The sequence below is a fragment of the Streptomyces sp. NPDC127129 genome, from assembly GCF_042671585.1.
Classification (GTDB): domain Bacteria; phylum Actinomycetota; class Actinomycetes; order Streptomycetales; family Streptomycetaceae; genus Streptomyces.
Genome location: NZ_JBHXTV010000003.1, coordinates 193488 through 214739, shown reverse-complemented (window position 1 = coordinate 214739; position 21252 = coordinate 193488). Strand labels below are relative to the sequence as shown.

Sequence of the window (21252 nt, the reverse complement as noted above, 5' to 3'; positions counted from 1 at the left end):
GTGCCCGGACCGGGTGTGGACGGGATTGTCGGTGGTCCGTGGCAGGATCGTGTACGTGGCCGAGACAGCATCGAAGAAGACCGAAGAAACCCGTCCCCGCCTGCTCCTCATGGACGGGCACTCGCTCGCGTACCGGGCGTTCTTCGCCCTGCCCGTGGAGAACTTCACGAGCGCGAGCGGACAGACGACGAACGCGATCTACGGCTTCGCGTCGATGCTGGCGAACACGCTGCGCGACGAGGCGCCCACGCACTTCGCCGTCGCGTTCGACGTGTCCCGCAAGACGTGGCGCTCGGCCGACTTCCCCGAGTACAAGGCGAATCGCTCCAAGACCCCCGACGAGTTCAAGGGGCAGGTCGAGCTGATCGGCGAGCTGCTCGACACCATGAACGCGGTGCGGTTCGCGGTCGACGGCTTCGAGGCCGACGACATCATCGCGACGCTCGCGACGCAGGCCGAGGCGGCCGGCTTCGAGGTCCTGATCGTCACGGGCGACCGCGACTCCTTCCAGCTGGTCACCGATCACGTGACCGTGCTCTACCCCACCAAGGGCGTCTCCGAGCTGACCCGCTTCACGCCGGAGAAGGTCCAGGAGAAGTACGGCCTCACCCCCTCGCAGTACCCCGACTTCGCCGCCCTGCGCGGCGACCCGTCCGACAACCTGCCCGGCATCCCGGGCGTCGGCGAGAAGACCGCGACGAAGTGGATCAACCAGTTCGGCTCCTTCGCGGAGCTGGTCGAGCGCGCCGACGAGGTCAAGGGCAAGGTCGGGCAGGCCCTGCGCGACCATCTGGAGTCGGTCAAGCTCAACCGCCATCTGACCGAGCTGGTCCGGGACGTCGAACTGCCCCGCACCGTCGCGGAGCTGGAGCGCGCGCCGTACGACCGGACCGCTCTGAAGGGCTTCCTCGAGGTCCTGGAGATCCGCAACCCGAGCCTGCGCGAGCGCCTGCTCGCGGTGGACCCCGGTGCGGAGGAAGAGGAAGCCCCGGTTCCCGACGCGGGCGTCGAGCTGGACGGCACCGCCCTCGGCACCGGCGAACTGGCGCCCTGGCTGGAGGCGCACGGCGCGCAGCCGCTCGGTGTCGCCACCGTCGCCACCTGGGCCCTGGGCGCGGGCAACGTCACCGAGGTCGCGCTGGCGGCGGCCGACGGCAAGGCGGCCTGGTTCGACACGACCCGCCTCGACGAGCAGGACGAGCGGGCCTTCGCGGCCTGGCTCGCCGACGCCGCCCGGCCGAAGGTGATGCACAACGCCAAGGAGGCCCTGCGGGTCTTCCCCGAGCACGGCTGGCAGCTCGACGGCATCACGATGGACACCGCGCTCGCCGCCTACCTGGTCAAGCCCGGGCGCCGCTCCTTCGCCCTGGACGCGCTCTCCGTCGAGTACCTCCACCGTGAGCTGGCCCCGGCGGCCGCCGACGGGCAGCTCGCCTTCGGCACCGACGAGCACGCCGAGGCGGACGCCCTGATGGCGCAGGCGCGGGCGGTCCTCGATCTCGGAGACGCGTTCGGCGAGAAGCTCGGCGAGGTCGGCGCGACCGAGCTGCTGCACGACGTGGAGCTGCCGACGTCCCTGCTCCTGGCCCGGATGGAGCGGCACGGCATCGCCGCCGACCGGGACCATCTGGAAGCCATGGAGCAGCAGTTCGCCGGAGCGGTGCAGCAGGCCGTGAAGGAGGCGCACGACTCGGTGGGGCACGAGTTCAACCTCGGCTCGCCCAAGCAGCTCCAGGAGGTCTTCTTCGGCGAACTGAACCTGCCGAAGACGAAGAAGACCAAGACCGGCTACACCACGGACGCCGACGCGCTGGCCTGGCTGGCCGGGCAGACCGAGCACGAACTGCCGGTGATCATGCTCCGCCACCGTGAGCAGGCGCGCCTGCGCTCCACGGTCGAGGGCCTGATCAAGACGATCGCCGGCGACGGCCGCATCCACACCACCTTCAGCCAGACGGTGGCGGCGACGGGCCGGCTGTCCTCCACCGACCCGAACCTGCAGAACGTGCCGGTGCGCACCGACGAGGGCCGCGCCATCCGGCACGGCTTCGTCGTGGGCGAGGGCTTCGAGTCGCTGATGACGGCGGACTACAGCCAGATCGAACTGCGGGTCATGGCCCATCTCTCCGAGGACGAGGGCCTCATCGAGGCGTTCACCTCCGGTGAGGACCTGCACACCACGGTCGCCTCGCAGGTCTTCGGCGTCGAGCGGTCGGCCGTCGACGCCGAGATGCGCCGCAAGATCAAGGCCATGTCCTACGGCCTGGCGTACGGCCTCTCGGCCTTCGGCCTCTCCCAGCAGCTGAACATCGAGCCGGGCGAGGCCCGCGCCCTGATGGACACGTACTTCGAGCGCTTCGGCGGGGTACGGGAGTACCTGCACCGGGTCGTCGACGAGGCCCGCGCCACGGGGTACACGGAGACGATGCTCGGCCGGCGCCGGTACCTCCCGGACCTGAACAGCGACAACCGCCAGCGCCGTGAGGCCGCCGAGCGGATGGCGCTGAACGCGCCGATCCAGGGCACGGCGGCGGACATCGTCAAGGTCGCGATGCTGAACGTGGACCGGGCGCTGACCGAGGCCGGGCTCGCCTCCCGCATGCTCCTCCAGGTCCACGACGAAATCGTGCTCGAAGTGGCCCCGGGCGAGCGGGAGCAGGTCGAGGCCGTCCTGCGCGAGCAGATGGCCTCGGCGGTCTCCCTCCGAGCCCCCCTCGACGTCTCGGTCGGCGTGGGCCCGGACTGGGAGTCGGCGGCGCACTGACGGCCCCGGCGCGGGCGGGAGACCGCCCGCGCCGGCAGACCGTCTCGTCGGCGGGGTGCGACGGGCGGAACGGTTCGCCGTGTCCCGCGGCAGGGGTCAGCGAGGTCCCGGACGGGAGCCGGCCGGCTCGTCGTCCCGGGAAAGCCCGCCCTCACGGGACGCGGCCGCCGCAGGCCGGGTCCCGCGCAGCCGCATCCCCGCGCCGTACAGCACCAGGCCGACCGCGAGCCCCGCGCCGCCGCCGAAGCAGGCCGTCGGCACGATGTCCAGGGGCGTCTCGATCCGGCCCCAGTACGCGTACCAGCGCAGGCACCGGTGGACGATCCCGGCCAGGACGCAGGCGCCGATCAGCCCGCCCGCCAGCCACCGTCCCCGACGGCTCAGCACCGGCACGCCGTCCGGCGGCGTGGCCCCTCCGGCGGCACCGCGCAGCGCCCGCAGCGTGAACCACACCAGCAGCGCCAGCGCTAGCGCCGACCCTCCGTACTGCAGGTACAGATAGACCGGGAACCCGGCCACGATCGCGTCGAGGAACGGGATCGCGCGCGTACCCCAGCGGTCGAGGTGGGTGAAGGAGTCCCACACGACATGGGTCGAGGCCCCGATCGCCGCGGACACGCAGAACCACCCGGCGAGCGGCAGGGGCGCGCGGCCGTTCCACGAACTTCCCCGGACGAACCCGCACACCCGTCCCTGCCACCGGCCCGGCAGCAGTGCCACCAACGGCTCACGCACCATCAGCCACACCGCGACCAGGGCGCCCGCGATGAGCAGATCGACCGTCACGACACCGAGCCCGGAGTGCGTGACGTCTCCGAAGAGCATCGCGCCGGGGACCGCCGTGGCCGCGAAATAGGTCATGTCGGGCGCGAACGACCCCGCCACCAGCGCGGAGGCGATCAACGGGCCGCGTCCCGTGCCGTCCCGGCGGATGCCCGGCAGCACCGCGGCGGCATGACTGAGCGTGAACGGCATCGGAACATCCCCCTCGAATCCACGCCGGCCCGGGAACGTCCCGGCGGCCGACGCTCGGCGATCACGCCCAGTATGCGTGAGCGATCTCAACCCCGGTCGTGGGAGGCCAAGAGGTGACGAAAGAGTGAAACACGGTCAGGGCTCGGTGTTCCGGGGCCCGTCGGTGTCATAGGGTCTCCTGAGGCCTCGCGCGGGGAGCGCGGAGTGCAGTCGAGGGGGAGGAACCGGACGTATGGCAGCGCAATTCGGCCGTCGGCTGCGCAGGGGGGCCACCAGCGGCGCCGTCGTGGCCGCGGCGGTGGCGGCACTGGCCGCCTCGCAGGGGCCCGGCGCGGTCCCGCCGCCCGCGGACACCGCGGGTGGGGACCGGCCGGTCGGCGCCGGTGACGCGACGCTCCCGCCGGACGGATCGGCGACCGGCGACTCGCCGTACTACACCGACCTCCCGCCGCTGAACACGCCCAACAAGCCGGGCACTTCCATAGACCTGCCGATCGTCACCGGCCCCGCCGAGGCCGGCATACCCGCGACCGTGCTCTCCGCCTACAAGCGCGCGGAGCAGTCCATACGGTCCAGCGACGCCGCCTGCCACCTTCCGTGGCAGCTGCTCGCCGGCATAGGCAAGGTCGAGTCCGGACAGGCGCGCGGCGGACGCGTCGACGCCAACGGCACCACGCTCTCGCCGATCCTCGGCCCGAAGCTCGACGGTGTCGGCTTCGCGAACATCTCGGACACCGACAACGGCGCCTTCGACAACGACACGACGCACGACCGCGCCGTCGGCCCGATGCAGTTCATCCCCTCGACCTGGGCGACCTGGGGTCAGGACGCCAACGGCGACGGCCGCAAGGACCCCAACAACATCTACGACGCCGCGCAGGCCGCCGGACTCTACCTGTGCGCCAACAACCGCGACCTCGCGGTCAAGGCCGATCTGGACCGGGCGATCCTCAGCTACAACCGCTCGACCGAGTATCTGCGCACGGTGCTCTCCTGGTTCGAGTACTACCAGCGCGGCACCCACCAGGTCCCGGACGGCACGGGAACGCTGCCCGTCGACCGCAGCGACACCCCGAGCCGCGGCCGCACCCCGCAGACCACGCCGACCGCGCCGGTGACCCCCTCGCCGTCGCCGACCCCTCAGAAGCCGAAGCCCACGCCGACGCCGAACCCGTCCGAGCCCGGCACCTCCACGCCGACCCCGCCCGCGACCGTCGGGGTGGTGCGGATCAAGGACGCAGGCACCGGCACGCTGACGGTCGCCGCCGGTGGCACCTTCGCCGAGCGGCCCACCGTCGAGGCGCTGGACGCGAAGGGCAAGCCGGTCGCCGGAGTGAGCGTGCGCTTCGAGATCGTCGGCTCCACCGACTCCCACTTCGGCGGTGTGGCCAAGAGCGTGCGCGTCACCACGGGCTCCACGGGCCGTGCCGTCGCGCCGAACGTCCGGGCCGGCGAGCAGACGGGCACGTTCACGGTCCGGGCCACGGTCGTGGGCCGGGCACTGGCGCCCGTGTCGTTCACCGCGACCGTCACCGAGCGGACCGCCGACACGCTGGTCCGCGGTGACGACAAGGAGCTGACGGCCACCACCGGCGCCCGGTTCGCGGACCGCGTCCTGGTGAAGGCGACCCTCGACGGCGCCGCAGCCGCTTCGGTCGGCCTGACCGCCACCTTCATCACCTCGGCGGACGACCCGCAGACCCAGACCAAGGGCCCCTACTTCAAGGACGCCGACGGCAAGCCGCTGCGGACCCTCACGGTGAAGACGGACGCCAACGGGCTGCTCACCCTCCCCGACATCTACGCCGACGACCAGGCGGGCACCTTCCTGCTCCGGCTGACGACGCCCGGCGGAGGCACCCTGACCATCGAGCTCGAGGTCACCGCCCCGGCCCCCGACCCCACCCCGACCCCGACGCCCGCCCCGACGTCCTCGCCGACCGGCTCGCCCGAGGCAACCCGGACCCCCTGAGCGATCCGCCGAGCAGCGCCCCCACCGGAGCGCCCCGCTCGGCCGCCGCCCGTCCTCCGCCCCCTCGTCCGCCCGGACGAGGGGGCGGAGCTCTGTGTTCTGAGTGCAACGTGTTCTCATCTTGCGGCCACGTTGCTACGGTGCCCCAGCCCTGACGCCGCATCAGATCGAGCACCGGGAGGCCGACCTTGCGCGCCCTCGTAGCCGCCGCCATCGGGCTGGTCCCAGTCCTCCTCGTCATCCTCCTCGTCTCCGTGGCCGACCTGCCGCCTGACGGGCCCACCTCGCCCAAGCCCCTCCTCACCGCCGACCCCGGCCCCAAGAAGTAGGAGGAGCCCCGCCCATGCGCCGCCGCGCCAGCCTCGTCCTGCTCTCCTTCGCCGTGTTCTTCGCCGCGATGGCCCCCACCCTCCGCTGGTACGTCTTCCCCCGCGTGGCGAAGATCCCGCCGAACCAGTACCAGGAGATCGTCCTGGAGGCGAAGCCCGCCACCCTCGTCGACTACTCGACCCTCACGGCCAAGGAGGTCGAGAAGCTCACGATCATCCAGACGCTCAAGGGCAACGTGGAGGAGTCGAAGCGGATCGAGCGGAACGCCGGCCGCGACGTCGTCGTCTGGGACGCGCTCACCTACATCACCGGCCCCGACGGCAAGATGGTCTCCAAGATCCCCGAGCGCTACATCTTCGACGCACACACCCAGGACCCGGTCAACGCCACCGGGGCGATGGTCGACGGCGACGCCGTCCGGCGCGAGGGCATCGAGTTCAAATGGCCCTTCCTCACCGAGAAGCGGGACTACCAGTACTACGACGCCCGCTCCCGCACCTCGGCGCCCATCCACTACAAGGGCACCCGCACCTTCCGGGGCATGGACGTCTACTACTTCGAGCAGACCATCCCCTGGACCAAAGTCCCCATGCCCAAGACGATGCCGATCGAGGGCGTCACCCCCGAGATGATCAGCCAGTCGGGCATGACCATCTGGTACACGACCAAGCGGATGTTCTGGGTCGACCCCGTCACCGGCGCCCCCGTCAACGGCGAGGAGATCCACAAGGAGGAGCTCCGCAACGAGAAGACCGACTGGAAGGTCACCGCCTTCTCCGGCCATGTGAAGATGCGCGAGGACTACATCCGCAGCACGGTCGAGCTGGTCAGGACGAACCGTACGGTCGTCCTCCTGGTCACCTCCTACCTCCCGTGGACGTTCCTCACCCTCTCCCTCCTCCTGCTCGCCCTCTCCCTCTGGCTGGAGGCCCGCGGCCGGCACCCCGGCCCGGACAGCACCGCTACCGCTCCCTCCTGAGCCGCGCGCTGGTGTGCCGCGTCGGCTCCGCCCCCGCCGGGTCCTCCGGCCACGGATGCCGGGGATAGCGCCCGCGCAGCTCCGCCCGCACGGCGCGGTAGCCGTCCCGCCAGAACGAGGCCAGATCGGCGGTGACGGCCGCCGGCCGGCCGGCAGGGGAGAGGAGATGGACCACGACCGGCGTCCCGCCCGCCACCCGCGGCGTCTCGGCGAGCCCGAACATCTCCTGCAACTTCACCGCGAGGACCGGCTGCTCCCCTCCGTAGTCCACCCGTATCCGCGACCCGCTGGGCACCTCGATCCGCTCCGGCGCGAGCTCGTCGAGCCGGCCCGCCTCACCCGTCGCCCACGGCAGCAGCCGTCCCAGCGCCTGCCCCGCGTCGATCCGGCCGAGGTCCGCCCGCCGCCGGGCCCGGGAGAGCTCCGGCTCCAGCCACTCGTCCGCCCGGTCGAGCAGGGCCCCCTCCGCCATCTCGGGCCAGGGCTCTCCCACGACCCGGTGGAGGAAGGCGAGGCGCAGTCGCAGCTCCTCCGACTCCCGGCTCCACCGCAGCAGCCCCAGCCCCTCGCGCCGCAACCCGTCCAGGAGCGCCGCCCGTACGCGCCCGGGGTCGGCGCCGTCCCTGAGCGGACGGGCGGTCAGCTCGACGGCGCCCAGCCGGGACACCGACCGGGCGACCACCTCCCCGTCCTCCCAGTGGACCTCCTCGCCGGAGGCGAGCAGATGCCCGGCCGCGGCCCGCGCCACGTCCTCGTCCACCACGGCGGCCAGCCGCACCCTGGCCGTGGCGCTCCGCGCGGTCCGGTCCGCCACGGCGACCGCCAGCCACGGGGCGCTGCCGAGCCCCGACCCTTCGGCGAGCTCGGCACCCGTGCCCGACACCATCAGGAACCCGCCGCTCTCCCGCGCCCTGGCCACCCGCTCGGGAAAGGCGTACGCCGTCACCAGTCCGGCCACGACGTCCTCCCCGCCGCCCGCCGGAGCACCACCGTCCCCGGCCCGCGGAGACGCCGGCCCCGCCTCGGCGGCCGACCGCTCCAGTCGCCGGGCCTCCGCCTTCCAGCGCGCCCCGTACCCGTCGGCGCCCCGCCGCGCCGCGCGCCAGGCCGCCGCCAGGTCGTCGCCGTACTCCCGCGGCGGCTCCTCGCTGAGCAGCGCGACCACCTCGGCCGCCCGCCGCGCACCGACCTCGGGCGCACCGTCGATCAGGGCCCGGGCCAGCCGGGGGTGCACCCCGAGCCGGGACATCCGTACACCCCGCTCCGTCGCACGCCCCTCCCCGTCCACCGCACCGATCGCCGTCAGGACGGAGCGCGCGGCAGCCATCGCCCCGGCCGGCGGTGTGTCCAGAAGCGCGAGCCCCTGCGCCGTGGGGTCGCCCCAGCAGGCCGTGCGCAGGGCGAACGAGGCCAGGTCCGTGATCTCGATCTCGGGGGAGGGGAAGCGGGAGCGGCGCCCGTCGTCCGCCTCCGCCCAGCAGCGGTACACGACCCCGGCCGCCTCCCGGCCGGAGCGGCCCGAGCGCTGCGTCGCGGCGGCGAGCGACACCGGCACCGTGGCGAGCGACCCCAGGCCGCGGGCGTGGTCCGTCCGCGGCTCCCGCGCCAGCCCCGAGTCCACGACGATCCGCACCCCCGGCACGGTCAGGCTCGACTCCGCCACCGAGGTCGCGAGGATCACCCGGCGCCGCCCACCGGGCTCCGCCCCGCGGAGCACCGCGTCCTGCACCGCCGCCGGCGCCCGCCCGTGCAGCTGGAACACGTCGGCATCGAGGTCCGCCAGCATCCCCGCCGTCCGCGCGATCTCGCCCGTGCCGGGAAGAAAGCAGAGGACGTCGCCCTGGTGGCGCTCGCACGCCAGCCGGACCGTTGCCGCCACATGACGCAGCAGAGCGGGGTCCACCCAGGTGCCGTGGGAGGGCCGGACGCCTGCGGGCGGCGCGGCGAACCGGACGGCGTAACCGTGCCCCTCGCCCTTGCTCCGGACGACGGGCGCCGGGCCGGTGCCGTCGACGACCGTCAGGAGCTCCGCCCACGCCTCGGCGTCGGTGGTGGCCGAGGCGGCGATCAGCTTCAGCTCGGGCCGCAGCGTCGCCCGGACGTCCACCAGGAACGCCACCGCCGTGTCCGCGTCCAGATGACGCTCGTGGCACTCGTCGAGCAGCACCACGTCCACGTCCGCCAGCTCCGGATCACGCTGGAGCCGCTGGAGGAGGACACCGGTCGTCACCACCTCGACGCAGGTCGCGGGGCCGGTCCGGCGCTCGCCGCGGACCGAGAAGCCGACGGCCTCGCCGACGTCCTGTCCCAGCAGCCACGCCATCCGCCGGGCCGCCGCCCGCACCGCCATCCGGCGCGGCTCGGCCACCAGCACCCGCCGTCGCGGTCCGTCCCCTATGAGTCCCGCGAGCGCGAGCGGCACCAGCGTGGTCTTGCCGGTGCCGGGAGGCGCGTGCAGCACCGCCGTGCCGCGCTCCTCGAGCGCGGTCAGCAGCTCGGGCACGGCATGGCGGACGGGGAGACGGTCGAGTGCGTCGTGTCGGATCACGCACTCAGTCTCGTACGTCGCCCCCGGAGGCGGGCACCGCTGTCCACAGGCCCGGTCCTCTTATATGACCGACGGTGTTCGTCAGTCCCGCTCGCAGACGAAGATCGCCGTGCCCGGGATCAGATTCCCCCGAAGCGGCGACCAGCCGCCCCACTCCTGGCTGTTCCACTCCGGCCACTCCGGCTCGACGAGATCCACGAGCCGGAAGCCGCCGGCCACCACGTCCCGTACCCGGTCGCCGATCGTCCGGTGGTGCTCCACATAGACGGCCCGCCCCTGCTCGTCCTGCTCGACATAGGGGGTGCGGTCGAAGTAGGACGCCGCGACCGAGAGTCCCTCGGGCCCCGGCTCGTCGGGAAACGCCCAGCGGATCGGGTGCGTCACCGAGAAGACCCACCGGCCGCCGGGCCGCAGCACCCGGCGCACCTCGCGGAACACCTTCACCGGGTCCGCCACGAACGGCACCGCGCCGTACGCCGAGCACGCCAGGTCGAAGGCGCCGTCCCGGAACGGCAGCGCTCCGGCGTCCGCCTCGACCAGCGGCACGTCCTCCCCGATCCGCAGCGCGTGCTGGAGCTGCCGGTGGGAGAGGTCGAGCGCCACCGGCCGCGCCCCCTGCGCCGCGAGCCAGCGCGAGCACTGCGCCGCCCCCGCGCCGATCTCAAGGACGTCGAGCCCCTTCAGCGCGCCGGCCGGTCCGAGCAGTCCCGCCTCGGCCTCGTCGAGACCCTCCGGACCCCAGACGAAACGGTCGTCCCCGAGGAACGCCCCGTGCTCGCTCTGGTACTCGTCGGCGTTCCCGTCCCACCAGCCGCGACTCGCCCGGCTGCTCTCCGCGTCCCCCGCGTCACGCCGGGTCGCCGCCGGCTCGTACCCGGACCCGTCTTCCTGTTCGTACCCTTGGTTCATCTCGCCCGTCGATGTAGTTTGCGCACAGCGTCGCTGCGCGGCCCCGGCCAGGATGGCCTGGGGAGACTTGAGTTGTGCCGGGTATAGGACGAACCGCCCCGCCTGCGCGCTTCGCGCATTGACCCTGTCCGGCTGCCCCCGTATGCTAAAGGTTGCGCTGCGGGCCTGCGCGCCTCAGACGGAGCAGGCCGCGCTCGCACGGTTGTATGTCCCCTCGGTTCTCGAGGCGCCCACCGGTCCGCCGGAAAGGCGCTTCATTGGCTGTCCGGCTTCTTCGGTGCGATACGGGCTCTCGGCGTAGCAGTACCTACGACTTTCTGTCCGTAACCGGAGCCCTTTCCCACATGACGAGCAGCACCGAGACCACCGCCACCACCCCGCAGGTTGCGGTCAACGACATCGGTAACGAGGAAGCCTTCCTCGCCGCGATCGACGAGACGATCAAGTACTTCAACGACGGCGACATCGTCGACGGCGTCATCGTGAAGGTCGACCGGGACGAGGTCCTGCTCGACATCGGTTACAAGACCGAAGGTGTCATCCCGAGCCGCGAGCTCTCGATCAAGCACGACGTCGACCCGAACGAGGTCGTCAAGGTCGGCGACGAGATCGAGGCCCTGGTTCTCCAGAAGGAGGACAAGGAAGGCCGCCTGATCCTCTCGAAGAAGCGTGCCCAGTACGAGCGCGCCTGGGGCACCATCGAGAAGATCAAGGAAGAGGACGGCATCGTCACCGGTACCGTCATCGAGGTCGTCAAGGGTGGTCTCATCCTCGACATCGGCCTCCGCGGCTTCCTCCCGGCCTCCCTGGTCGAGATGCGTCGCGTCCGCGACCTCCAGCCCTACGTGGGCAAGGAGCTCGAGGCGAAGATCATCGAGCTGGACAAGAACCGCAACAACGTGGTCCTGTCCCGCCGTGCCTGGCTGGAGCAGACCCAGTCCGAGGTTCGCCAGACCTTCCTCACGACCCTCCAGAAGGGTCAGGTCCGCTCCGGCGTCGTGTCCTCGATCGTCAACTTCGGTGCCTTCGTGGACCTGGGTGGCGTCGACGGTCTCGTGCACGTCTCCGAGCTGTCCTGGAAGCACATCGACCACCCGTCCGAGGTTGTCGAGGTCGGCCAGGAGGTCACCGTCGAGGTTCTCGACGTGGACATGGACCGCGAGCGCGTCTCCCTGTCGCTGAAGGCGACCCAGGAGGACCCGTGGCAGCAGTTCGCCCGTACCCACCAGATCGGCCAGGTCGTCCCGGGTAAGGTCACGAAGCTGGTTCCGTTCGGTGCGTTCGTCCGCGTGGACGAGGGCATCGAGGGTCTGGTCCACATCTCCGAGCTGGCCGAGCGCCACGTGGAGATCCCGGAGCAGGTCGTCCAGGTCAACGACGAGATCTTCGTCAAGGTCATCGACATCGACCTCGAGCGTCGCCGGATCTCGCTGTCCCTGAAGCAGGCCAACGAGTCCTTCGGTGCCGACCCGGCGTCGGTCGAGTTCGACCCGACCCTGTACGGCATGGCCGCGTCCTACGACGACCAGGGCAACTACATCTACCCCGAGGGCTTCGACCCCGAGACCAACGACTGGCTCGAGGGCTACGAGACCCAGCGCGAGGCCTGGGAGACCCAGTACGCCGAGGCGCAGCAGCGCTTCGAGCAGCACCAGGCTCAGGTCATCAAGTCCCGCGAGGCCGACGAGGCCGCCGCTGCCGAGGGTGGCGCCGCCGCTCCGGCCGGTGCCCCGGCGGGCGTCTCCGGTGGTTCGTACTCCTCGGAGTCGGACGACAACTCCGGCGCCCTGGCGTCGGACGAGGCCCTGGCTGCCCTGCGCGAGAAGCTGGCCGGCGGCCAGAGCTGAATCAGCTCTGTGCCTAGGCACTAGCTAGCCAACGATCGAGGCCCGTTCCCCTCCGGGGGAGCGGGCCTCAGTCGTTCCCGAGGTCCCCACGCGCCCGTTCGCCGGGCCCACGCGCGCGTGCTCGCGCGCGCACACTCCGCTCACGAAAACCGGGCGCCGGGGAATGCTCATGCACCGGGGAGCGTTCTTCTCTAGGAACGCGAGGAGGAGCGGTAATCGTGCTTGATCCCCAGGATTTGTACGAATGGGACCAGAAGGGCCTGGCCGTCGTGGACATGGCCCTGGCGCAGGAGTCGGCCGGGCTGGTCATGCTCTACCACTTCGACGGCTACATCGACGCGGGTGAGACCGGCGAACAGATCGTCGACCGCCTGCTGGACACGCTGCCGCACCAGGTGGTGGCCCGTTTCGACCACGACCGGCTCGTGGACTACCGCGCGCGCCGGCCGCTGCTCACCTTCCGGCGCGACCGCTGGACGTCGTACGAGACGCCCGCCATCGAGGTCCGCCTCGTCCAGGACGCCACCGGCGCCCCCTTCCTGCTGCTGTCCGGTCCTGAGCCGGACGTGGAGTGGGAGCGGTTCGCCGTCGCCGTCCGCCAGATCGTCGAACGCCTCGGCGTCCGCCTCTCGGTGAACTTCCACGGCATCCCCATGGGGGTCCCGCACACCCGCCCCGTCGGCCTCACCCCGCACGGCAGCCGCACGGACCTCATGCCCGGCCACCGGAGCCCCTTCGACGAGGCCCAGGTCCCCGGCAGCGCCGAAGCACTCGTCGAGTTCCGGCTCACCGAGTCCGGCCACGACACCCTCGGCGTCGCCGCCCACGTCCCGCACTACGTGGCCCGGTCCTCCTACCCCGACGCCGCCCTGACCGCCCTGGAGGCGATCACCGCCGCCACCGGCCTCGTCCTGCCCGGAGTCGCCCACACGCTGCGCACCGAGGCCCGACGCACCCAGACCGAGATCGAGCGCCAGATCGGCGAGGGCGACGACGAGCTGACGGCCCTGGTCCAGGGACTTGAGCACCAGTACGACGCGGCGGCCGGCGCCGAGACCCGCGGCAGCCTGGTCGCCGAGCCCGTCGACCTGCCGTCGGCGGACGAGCTCGGCCGTGAGTTCGAGCGCTTCCTCGCCGAGCGGGAGGGCGACGCGTAGCCGACGGACCACGGGTCCTAAGCTGCCGCTCATGCTGAAGGTGGGCCTGACCGGCGGTATCGGCGCCGGCAAGAGTGAAGTGTCGCGGCTCCTCGTCTCGTACGGAGCCGTGCTGATCGACGCCGACAAGATCGCTCGCGAGGTCGTCGAGCCCGGGACGCCCGGGCTCGCGGCCGTCGTGGAGGCGTTCGGGGCGGAGATCCTGACCGGCGAGGGCGGCCTGGACCGGCCGAAGCTCGGCTCGATCGTCTTCGCCGACCCCGACCGTCTGGCGACCCTGAACGCGATCGTCCATCCCCTGGTCGGCGCCCGCTCCGCCGAGCTGGAGAGCGCGGCCGGACCCGACGACGTCGTCGTCCACGACGTGCCCCTGCTCACCGAGAACGGCCTCGCGCCGCTCTACGACCTGGTGGTCGTCGTCGACGCCTCCCCGGAGACGCAGCTCGACCGGCTGGTACGGCTGCGAGGGATGGCGGAGTCCGAGGCACGAGCCCGGATGGCGGCCCAGGCGACGCGCGCGCAGCGCCGGGCGATCGCGGGCCTGGTCATCGACAACGACGGGCCGCTGGACGCGCTGGAACCCCAGGTGCGCAAGGTCTGGGACGAGCTGACCCGGCGGGCCGCCGGGGGAACCCGGTAGAAAGCCGAGAGGTCCGCGCCGATCGGCCACGCTTCCGACGGGGTAGGAATCGCGGGTACGGCGGTCGGATCTCCGGCGGTCACCACCCGCGGCGGGCCGCGGAGGGAACCGTGGCGACACCGTCCGTGCCGGATCCGTCTCCCGGCACGGAATACCGCTGCCGCGCCCGATGTTGAACCGCCGGAGCAAGGGAAGGATGCCACCGTGGCCGAGAGGAACCCCGAGACCCACGTCATCGACTTCCGCGCCGCCGAGCAGCTGCTGGCAGCGCGGGACCCCCGCGGTGCCGTGAAGCTGCTCGACTCGGTGATCGCCGCTCACCCCGAGAACACCGCGGCTCGGCTGCTGCGCGCCCGCGCCTTCTTCGCCGCTGCCCAACTGCGCCCTGCCGAGCTGGAGTTCGAGCTGGTTCTGGAGCGCGAACCGGACAACGCCTTCGCGCACTTCGCGCTGGCCCGCACCTTCCAGCGCTCCGGCCGGCCCGACCAGGCCACCCGCCACTTCCGCCTCGCGGCCGCACTCGATCCCAAGCCGGAGTACCTCCAGGCGGCCCGCTTCGGCGTCGAGGACTGACGCCGGTACGGGTCGCACACCGCCGAGCGGCGTCAGCGGCGGCGGCGCGAGCCCGTGCCGCCGTGATCGGGTTCGTACGGCGGGATGTTCCGGCCCGGCTGCCAGTGCGGCCCCTGGCGGATGTGGCGCAGCACCATCGACATGTCGACGGCGGCCACGACGAACAGCACCCCGCAGGCCGCCGCCCACCCCGGGCTGCCCACCAGCGCGAACACCGTCGTACCGAAGGCGGCCCAGAGCAGACCCCACAGACTCAGCCAGAACCGCATCCGCAGAGCACTGCGCGCGGTCGCCGGTTCACTGCCAGTACGCATGACGGTCGCATCTCCTACTGAGGGTCTACCCCCGGCGCGCGGGGGCGAACGTCACTCGAACGGGCGACATCCGGGCCGTCGGGGCGGATCCGGGAACGGCCGCCCGAGGACCTTCGTTCCCCTGGGCATGAGCGGACGGATGCGTGAGGGACACCAAGGGAGGGGGCCCGGAGCCATCACCCCCGACGGCTGCGCCGTCGACGTCTACCGGCGCCTCGGGGTGGGACGCGAGCCCGATGTGATCGAGGCCGCCGTGCCGGCCGGTGCCTCCCTGCTCGAACTGGGCTGTGGAGCGGGGCGGGTGACGAGGCCTCTGGTCGACCGCGGTTTCGCCGTGACGGCGGTGGACGAGTCGGCGGAGATGCTGGAAGCGGTCAGGGAGCGGGTGCCGGGCGTGGAGACGGTGCGCAGCCCGATCGAATCACTGCGCCTGGAGCGGCGGTTCGACGTGGTGATGCTCGCCTCCTTCCTGGTCCACACGGCCGAACACGCCGAACGGCAGGCGCTGCTGGAGAGCTGCAGACGTCATGTCCGCGACGACGGCTGTGTCCTGATCCAGCGCGAGGGCGAAGGCTGGCACCGGCAGGTGCCGCGCGAACGCGAGGACCCGGGCGGCTGCACGGTGCGCATCGTGTCGTCGGACCCCGTCGGCGACGGCGTCAACTCGGTCCTCGCCGAGTACGTCTTCCCGGATCTGCGCTGGACCCAGACGTTCCTCTCGCGGCCCCTGGGCGCGGCGGAGTTCGAGCGGTACCTGGGCGAGGCGGGGCTCGCGGTCGACGCCGTGCTGACGGACGACGGCACCTGGGTCAGGGCTCGCCCCGTGACCGGCTGAGCGAGCCGTGACCCGCTGAGAAAGTCCGTGTCGGGCACCGGAACGACGATGAGTTTCCGGTGTCCCGCCCGTCTACCCCTGTGACAGCGAACGCACCGCCGACAGCAGGGGGATCACCCATGACCACCGACATCGCACCCGTGACCGCCGCCTCCGGGACCACCGCGCGGAAGGGGCGCCTGAGCCGCCGCGCCGACATCACCGTACGGGTCCTGCAGATCCTCCTCGCGCTGTTCTTCGCGATCCCGAGCGCGTCGCCGAAGTTGGTCGGACACTGGTCGGCCGCCGAGGCCTTCGACCGGATCGGCTGGGGCGACTGGCTGATGTACACGGTCGGCGCCCTGGAACTGGCCGGTGCCGTGGCGCTGCTGATCCCCCTCCTCGCCGGCGTCTCGGCGACCGCGCTCATCGGGCTGATGATCGGGGCGTTCGTCACCCAGCTGACCGTGTTCGACGGCCAGAACGCCCTGACGCCGGTCCTCTTCGCCGCCCCCCTCGCCATGATCGCCTGGACCCGTCGCGACCGCACCACGGAGCTCCTCGCGCGGATCCGTCGCCGGGCGTGACGCGCCGGCGCGGCCGTGGCCCGCGGCTAGTGGACGACGCTGTAGCTGCGCCAGGGGAGGGTGTCCGCCGCGATGTTGTCGGTCGTGTTGGTCGCGATGTAGATGTAGTCGCCCTGGCACTGCCGGTTCGTGTACAGCTTCAGGTCCAGCAGCGTGCGGTTCTCGACCCTCGTGACGCCGGACGGAGCGAGCCTGTGGCAGCCGGTGACCAAGGGGCTCGTCACGGTGATCACGACCTCGCGCTCGGTGTCGTATCTGACCGTGCCCACCGCGGTGCGGCCGAGGCCTGAGCAGCCCGCGACGGTGAGCATCAGGAGCGCGGCCCCGGCGGCGGTGCCGATACGCCGATGAACGGACATGGCGGTTCCTCGTCTGTCGGGCGAAGGCGGCAGAAGCCCTGTTCACGTCACCCTGCCGCCTGTGGGGCGGGCTGTCACCCGGTGCTGGTCCGCCCGGGCGAAGCGGCGCGAAGGCCTGTTGTCAGACCCCACCCGTAAGGTCGGAGATCCAGAAGGAATCCGCCGCGGAACGGGAGGTGACCGGCGCCATGACCCAGCACACCTGGCAGAGCTGCGCCGCCGTCTTCCTCCCTGCCTCGCTGCCCCGCGAGGGGCGGGTGGCCTTCTGGGCCCCGGACGGCGGAGCGCTGCCCGATCCCACGGGGGGCGGCCGAGGGGGCGGGGCGCCGGACGGCGCCGTGGACGCCAGGCCCGACGTGGGCGGGCCGGACGCGGGCGGTCCGGCCGACGGGCCCGCGCTCACCGAGCTCACCGTCGTGCGGCGACACGGCGCCGGAGTCCGCAGCCGCACCGTCCCCGCGATGGTCCTCGGGGTCGCCGAGGCCCTGCCGCACCTGGTCGCTTCCCGTCACCGCCCGGACGCCCACCCCGCGACCGCCTGCTGGGGCGCCGCCGCCCTGCACGCCCTGCACCTCGCCGCACGGGGGCGGCTGCTGCCGGGACTCACCGCCGACGACCTGGACGCCTGGCGGGCAGGGCCGCTGGACGCCGACGACATCGCCCATCTCAGGGCCGTCGCCGCCGCCATGCCCCCCGAGGCCCACGCCGTGCCCGTCCCCGGCCGCAGTCCGCTCCAGCTGCCCGACCCGGAGGCGCTCGTGCGGGCCTTCCTCGACGCCGTCGCCGACACCCTGCCCCGTACCCCTGCCGCCGCCTACGCGGCCGGTGAGCCGTTCGCCGCGCGCGCCGCACAGCACCTGCCCCACGCACGCGCGTGGGCGGCCGAGGCGGCGGCCGGCATGGACGCCGGGGTCCGGGTCTCGCTGCGGCTCGACCTGAGCGGCTACGAACTCTTCGACATCGCCGAGGAGGGCGGTGACGAGCGGCGGGCCGCCGCGGCGCTCCTCCAGGTCCACAGCCTCGCCGACCCCACCCTCGTCATCGACGCCGCCGCGCTCTGGGCGGGCGACGGCGACGAGCTCTTCGGGCCGCGGGCCCGCGTCGACGCCGTCCTCGCCCTGCGCCGCGCGGCCCGCGTCTGGCCCCCGCTCGGCGGGCTCCTGGAGCGCGACGTCCCGGACGTCCTGGCCCTCACCGAGGACGAGCTGTACGAGCTCCTCGGCCCCGCCGCCGCGCGCCTGGCGGACGCCGGGGTGGCCGTCCACTGGCCCCGCGAGCTGGCCCGCTCGCTCAGCGCCTCCGCCGTCGTACGCCCGCCGGTCGGCGCCCCGGGCTCGGCCACCGACGGCACCGCGTTCTTCGACAGCGAGGAACTGCTCCGCTTCAACTGGCAGTTGGCCCTCGACGGCGACCCGCTCACCGAGCGGGAGATGGACGCCCTCGCGGAGTCCCACCGGCCCATCGTGCGGCTGCGCGACCAGTGGGTGGTCGTCGACCCCGACCTCGTCCGCAAGGCCCGCAAGCGCGAACTGGGCCTCCTGGAGCCCGTGGACGCCCTCGCCGTCGCCCTCAGCGGTACGGCCGAGGTGGACGGCGAGACCGTCCGCGCCGTGCCCGTGGGCGCCCTCGCGACGCTCCGGGACCGGCTCGTCGCCGGGCCCGGGGAGGCCGAGGCACCCGCCGGACTGGACGCCACCCTGCGCGACTACCAGCTGCGCGGACTGGCCTGGCTCGACCTGATGACCTCGCTCGGCCTCGGCGGCTGCCTCGCCGACGACATGGGCCTGGGCAAGACCGTCACGCTCATCGCCCTCCATCTGCGCCGCGCCCGCCGCGCCCCCACCCTCGTCGTCTGCCCCGCCTCCCTGCTGGGCAACTGGCAGCGGGAGATCCGGCGCTTCGCCCCCGGCGTCCCGGTGCGCCGCTTCCACGGCGCCGACCGCTCCCTCGAAGGACTCGTCCCGGAGTCCGGCACCGGCGGATTCGTCCTCACCACCTACGGCACCCTCCGCACCAGCGCCCCGCACCTGGCCGGACAGGAGTGGGGGATGGTCGTCGCCGACGAGGCGCAGCACGTCAAGAACCCGTTCTCCGCCACCGCCAAGGCCCTGCGCGCCATCCCCACGGCCGCCCGCGTGGCCCTCACCGGCACCCCCGTGGAGAACAACCTCTCCGAGCTGTGGTCCCTGCTCGACTGGACCACCCCCGGCCTCCTCGGCCCCCTCAAGGCCTTCCGGTCCCGTCACGCGCGCGCCGTCGAGAACAGCGAGGAGATCGAGAACCAGGAGGCGGTCGAGCGCCTCGCCCGGCTCGTCAGGCCCTTCCTGCTGCGCCGCCGCAAGTCCGACCCCGGCATCGTCCCCGAGCTGCCGCCCAAGACGGAGTCCGACCACCCCGTGGCCCTCACCCGCGAGCAGGCCTCGCTCTACGAGGCGGTCGTCCGCGAGACCATGGCCCAGATCGAGGGCGCGGAGGGCATGGCGCGCCGCGGGCTCGTCATGAAGCTGCTCACCTCCCTCAAGCAGATCTGCAACCACCCCGCCCAGTACCTGAAGGAGCACACGGCCAAGGGCGGCGGCACGGCCCGGCTCGCCGGCCGCTCCGGCAAGCTCGCCCTGCTCGACGAACTCCTCGACACGATCCTGGCCGAGGGCGGCTCGGTGCTCGTCTTCACCCAGTACGTCTCCATGGCCCGGCTGCTCGCCGACCATCTGGCGGCCCGGGCGATCCCCGCCCAACTGCTCCACGGCGGAACGCCGGTGGCCGAGCGCGAGCGGATGGTCGACCGCTTCCAGTCCGGCGACGTGCCCGTCTTCCTGCTGTCGCTGAAGGCGGCGGGCACCGGGCTCAACCTGACCCGCGCCGGCCATGTCGTCCACTTCGACCGCTGGTGGAACCCGGCCGTCGAGGAGCAGGCCACCGACCGGGCCTACCGGATCGGACAGACCCAGCCCGTCCAGGTCCACCGGCTGATCGCCGAGGGCACGGTGGAGGACACCATCGCCGAGATGCTCCGCGCCAAGCGCGCGCTGGCCGACGCCGTCCTCGGCTCCGGGGAGGCCGCGCTGACCGAGCTGACCGACCGCGAGCTGGCGGACCTGGTGTCCCTGAGGAGGCCGGCGTGAACCGGCCCGCCGGCTCCTCGCCGCGCCCCGCCCGCCGGCCCGCCTCCGGACGGTTCGCCGGCCCGCGCCACGACGACCTGCGCCGCACGTTCCCCGCCCTCGCCCCGCGCGAGGCGCCGGACGGCCGCTTCGCCGCCACCTGGTGGGGCAACGCCTGGGTGGAGGCCCTGGAGGACACCGCCCTCGACCCGGCGCGGCTCGCGCGCGGCAAGGCCTACGCGGGGCGCGGGCACGTCGACGCCATCACGGTCACCCCCGGCCGGGTCATCGCCTACGTCCACGGCACGCGCCCCCGTCCGTACCGGACCGAGATCCGGCTGCGGACCTTCGGCGACGACGGCTGGGAGCGGTTCCTCGACGAGGTCGCCGCGCGGCCCGACCACATCGCCGCGCTGCTCGACAAGGACGTCCCGCACGCCCTGGAGGCCGTCACCGGTCTGCTGCCCGCGCCCGGAGACCTCGTCCCCGACTGCTCCTGCCCGGACGACGGGTTCCCCTGCAAGCACGCGGCCGCCCTCTGCTACCAGTCGGCGCGGCTCCTCGACGAGGACCCGTTCGTCCTCTTCCTGATGCGGGGGCGCGGCGAGCAGGAGATCCTCGCCGCCCTCACCCAGCGCAACGCGGTCCGCTCCGCCGCGGAGAAGACGGCGGGCGCACCGCCGATGGCGACGGTCCCGGCCCGCGCCGCGATCGCCCCCCACCCCGGCCACGCCCTGCCGTCGCTGCCTCCGCCCCTCCCAGCGCCCGCCCGGCCCGGCCGCCCGCCCGCGTACCCGCCGGACCCCCACGCGCCCGATCCCCTCGCCCTCGACCTGCTCGCCACGGAGGCCGCCGCCCGGGCCCACACCTTCCTGACCTCCGGGCAGGACCCCGTCGCCACGCTCACGCCCTGGCAGGACGCCGTGCGGCTGGCCGCCGCCCACCCGGGCTCCGGACTCACCGCCTCCACCCGCGCGCTCTACCGCGACCTCGCGTACGCCCTGGACCGCACCCCCACCGACCTGGCCCGCGCCGTCGCCGCCTGGCGGCAGGGCGGAGCCGCCGGACTCACCGTCCTCGAAGAGCCCTGGGATCCGCCCGCGGGACCCTTCGACCGGGCCCGCCCGGCGCTGCTCGCCGCCGACTTCCCGGCCTTCCGTCCGTGGCGGAACCGACTGTCGACCCGCTCCCTGCAGCTCCGCTTCGGCCGCGACGGGCTCTGGTACGGCTACGAGTCGGACGCCGACCGTGAGGACTGGTGGCCCCGCGGCACACCCGACGCCGACCCGGTCGGCGCGCTCACCGATCTGCTGGGACGCTGACCGCCGGAGCACGGCCCGCACCGGCTCGCCCTGCCCCGTCCGTTCGAAGCCATTCCCA

At 73.0% G+C, this 21252-nt stretch carries 17 protein-coding genes; 12 read left to right on the top strand and 5 right to left on the bottom strand.

The window, feature by feature from the left end; genetic code table 11:
- Positions 1 to 109: 109 nt before the first annotated feature.
- A complete protein-coding gene (polA, locus tag ACFVGW_RS07110; protein WP_385851309.1) occupies positions 110 to 2764 on the top strand; it encodes a DNA polymerase I in 2655 nt (884 codons plus the stop codon).
- A gap of 96 nt (positions 2765 to 2860) precedes the next feature.
- On the opposite strand, the gene ACFVGW_RS07105 is transcribed toward polA, so the two are convergent.
- Positions 2861 to 3739 (bottom strand): DUF4184 family protein, encoded by an 879-nt coding sequence (locus ACFVGW_RS07105; RefSeq protein WP_385851136.1) that lies wholly within the window; start codon positions 3737 to 3739, stop codon positions 2861 to 2863.
- A 232-nt stretch (positions 3740 to 3971) separates the two neighbouring features.
- Between ACFVGW_RS07105 and ACFVGW_RS07100 the strand changes: the two genes are divergently transcribed.
- The 3 genes from ACFVGW_RS07100 (at position 3972) to ACFVGW_RS07090 (ending at position 7020) form a co-directional block, all read left to right on the top strand.
- A complete protein-coding gene (locus tag ACFVGW_RS07100; protein WP_385851135.1) occupies positions 3972 to 5711 on the top strand; it encodes a lytic transglycosylase domain-containing protein in 1740 nt (579 codons plus the stop codon).
- Positions 5712 to 5899: 188 nt separating this feature from the next.
- Entirely contained in the window at positions 5900 to 6040 is a 141-nt protein-coding gene (locus ACFVGW_RS07095) for an SPW_0924 family protein (RefSeq protein WP_352186335.1), read from the top strand.
- A gap of 14 nt (positions 6041 to 6054) precedes the next feature.
- The gene (locus ACFVGW_RS07090; RefSeq protein WP_385851134.1) at positions 6055 to 7020 is read left to right on the top strand and encodes a DUF3068 domain-containing protein; all 966 of its coding nucleotides are present in this window, start codon (positions 6055 to 6057) and stop codon (positions 7018 to 7020) included.
- On the opposite strand, the gene hrpB is transcribed toward ACFVGW_RS07090, so the two are convergent.
- Both hrpB and ACFVGW_RS07080 read right to left on the bottom strand, forming a co-directional pair.
- Positions 7004 to 9568 (bottom strand): ATP-dependent helicase HrpB, encoded by a 2565-nt coding sequence (gene hrpB / locus ACFVGW_RS07085; protein ID WP_385851133.1) that lies wholly within the window; start codon positions 9566 to 9568, stop codon positions 7004 to 7006. The genes ACFVGW_RS07090 and hrpB overlap by 17 nt on opposite strands.
- Before the next feature lie 81 nt (positions 9569 to 9649).
- Positions 9650 to 10477: a class I SAM-dependent methyltransferase gene (locus ACFVGW_RS07080; protein WP_385851132.1), complete on the bottom strand. Its 828-nt coding sequence runs from the start codon at positions 10475 to 10477 to the stop codon at positions 9650 to 9652.
- A gap of 344 nt (positions 10478 to 10821) precedes the next feature.
- Between ACFVGW_RS07080 and rpsA the strand changes: the two genes are divergently transcribed.
- From rpsA to ACFVGW_RS07060, 4 genes are all read left to right on the top strand, one after another.
- Complete coding sequence (rpsA, locus tag ACFVGW_RS07075; RefSeq protein WP_019885395.1) at positions 10822 to 12324, top strand: 30S ribosomal protein S1; 1503 nt, start codon at positions 10822 to 10824, stop codon at positions 12322 to 12324.
- 218 nt (positions 12325 to 12542) lie between these two features.
- Positions 12543 to 13481, top strand: a complete 939-nt coding sequence (locus ACFVGW_RS07070; RefSeq protein WP_383290690.1) for a PAC2 family protein — start codon at positions 12543 to 12545, stop codon at positions 13479 to 13481.
- A 31-nt stretch (positions 13482 to 13512) separates the two neighbouring features.
- A complete protein-coding gene (gene coaE, locus ACFVGW_RS07065; protein WP_383221192.1) occupies positions 13513 to 14121 on the top strand; it encodes a dephospho-CoA kinase in 609 nt (202 codons plus the stop codon).
- Between the two features lie 204 nt (positions 14122 to 14325).
- Entirely contained in the window at positions 14326 to 14694 is a 369-nt protein-coding gene (locus tag ACFVGW_RS07060; RefSeq protein ID WP_383221190.1) for a tetratricopeptide repeat protein, read from the top strand.
- 32 nt (positions 14695 to 14726) lie between these two features.
- Here ACFVGW_RS07060 and ACFVGW_RS07055 read toward each other — a convergent pair whose 3' ends face one another.
- Positions 14727 to 15008 carry a DUF6343 family protein gene (locus ACFVGW_RS07055; RefSeq protein WP_383221189.1) on the bottom strand — a complete coding sequence of 94 codons (282 nt, stop codon included), beginning with the start codon at positions 15006 to 15008 and terminating at the stop codon, positions 14727 to 14729.
- Between the two features lie 139 nt (positions 15009 to 15147).
- Between ACFVGW_RS07055 and ACFVGW_RS07050 the strand changes: the two genes are divergently transcribed.
- Together ACFVGW_RS07050 and ACFVGW_RS07045 are read left to right on the top strand one after the other, a co-directional pair.
- Positions 15148 to 15843: a class I SAM-dependent methyltransferase gene (locus ACFVGW_RS07050; RefSeq protein ID WP_385851131.1), complete on the top strand. Its 696-nt coding sequence runs from the start codon at positions 15148 to 15150 to the stop codon at positions 15841 to 15843.
- A gap of 119 nt (positions 15844 to 15962) precedes the next feature.
- Positions 15963 to 16409 (top strand): DoxX family protein, encoded by a 447-nt coding sequence (locus ACFVGW_RS07045; RefSeq protein ID WP_385851130.1) that lies wholly within the window; start codon positions 15963 to 15965, stop codon positions 16407 to 16409.
- Between the two features lie 26 nt (positions 16410 to 16435).
- On the opposite strand, the gene ACFVGW_RS07040 is transcribed toward ACFVGW_RS07045, so the two are convergent.
- Complete coding sequence (locus ACFVGW_RS07040; RefSeq protein WP_385851129.1) at positions 16436 to 16768, bottom strand: hypothetical protein; 333 nt, start codon at positions 16766 to 16768, stop codon at positions 16436 to 16438.
- Positions 16769 to 16956: 188 nt separating this feature from the next.
- Between ACFVGW_RS07040 and ACFVGW_RS07035 the strand changes: the two genes are divergently transcribed.
- Positions 16957 to 19893 carry a DEAD/DEAH box helicase gene (locus tag ACFVGW_RS07035; protein WP_385851128.1) on the top strand — a complete coding sequence of 979 codons (2937 nt, stop codon included), beginning with the start codon at positions 16957 to 16959 and terminating at the stop codon, positions 19891 to 19893.
- A complete protein-coding gene (locus ACFVGW_RS07030) occupies positions 19890 to 21194 on the top strand; it encodes an SWIM zinc finger family protein (protein WP_385851127.1) in 1305 nt (434 codons plus the stop codon). Before ACFVGW_RS07035 ends, ACFVGW_RS07030 begins: the two co-directional genes overlap by 4 nt.
- Positions 21195 to 21252 lie beyond the last annotated feature (58 nt).

Bases quoted from the DNA above. Each gene is read 5' to 3' on its own strand.
- ACFVGW_RS07105 (WP_385851136.1), bottom strand. From the start codon at position 3,739: ATGCCGTTCACGCTCAGTCATGCCGCCGCGGTGCTGCCGGGCATCCGC.
- ACFVGW_RS07040 (WP_385851129.1), bottom strand. From the start codon at position 16,768: ATGTCCGTTCATCGGCGTATCGGCACCGCCGCCGGGGCCGCGCTCCTG.
- ACFVGW_RS07100 (WP_385851135.1), top strand. From the start codon at position 3,972: ATGGCAGCGCAATTCGGCCGTCGGCTGCGCAGGGGGGCCACCAGCGGC.
- polA (WP_385851309.1), top strand. From the start codon at position 110: ATGGACGGGCACTCGCTCGCGTACCGGGCGTTCTTCGCCCTGCCCGTG.
- ACFVGW_RS07080 (WP_385851132.1), bottom strand. From the start codon at position 10,477: ATGAACCAAGGGTACGAACAGGAAGACGGGTCCGGGTACGAGCCGGCG.
- ACFVGW_RS07055 (WP_383221189.1), bottom strand. From the start codon at position 15,008: ATGCGTACTGGCAGTGAACCGGCGACCGCGCGCAGTGCTCTGCGGATG.
- coaE (WP_383221192.1), top strand. From the start codon at position 13,513: ATGCTGAAGGTGGGCCTGACCGGCGGTATCGGCGCCGGCAAGAGTGAA.
- ACFVGW_RS07050 (WP_385851131.1), top strand. From the start codon at position 15,148: ATGCGTGAGGGACACCAAGGGAGGGGGCCCGGAGCCATCACCCCCGAC.
- ACFVGW_RS07045 (WP_385851130.1), top strand. From the start codon at position 15,963: ATGACCACCGACATCGCACCCGTGACCGCCGCCTCCGGGACCACCGCG.
- ACFVGW_RS07035 (WP_385851128.1), top strand. From the start codon at position 16,957: ATGACCCAGCACACCTGGCAGAGCTGCGCCGCCGTCTTCCTCCCTGCC.
- rpsA (WP_019885395.1), top strand. From the start codon at position 10,822: ATGACGAGCAGCACCGAGACCACCGCCACCACCCCGCAGGTTGCGGTC.
- ACFVGW_RS07090 (WP_385851134.1), top strand. From the start codon at position 6,055: ATGCGCCGCCGCGCCAGCCTCGTCCTGCTCTCCTTCGCCGTGTTCTTC.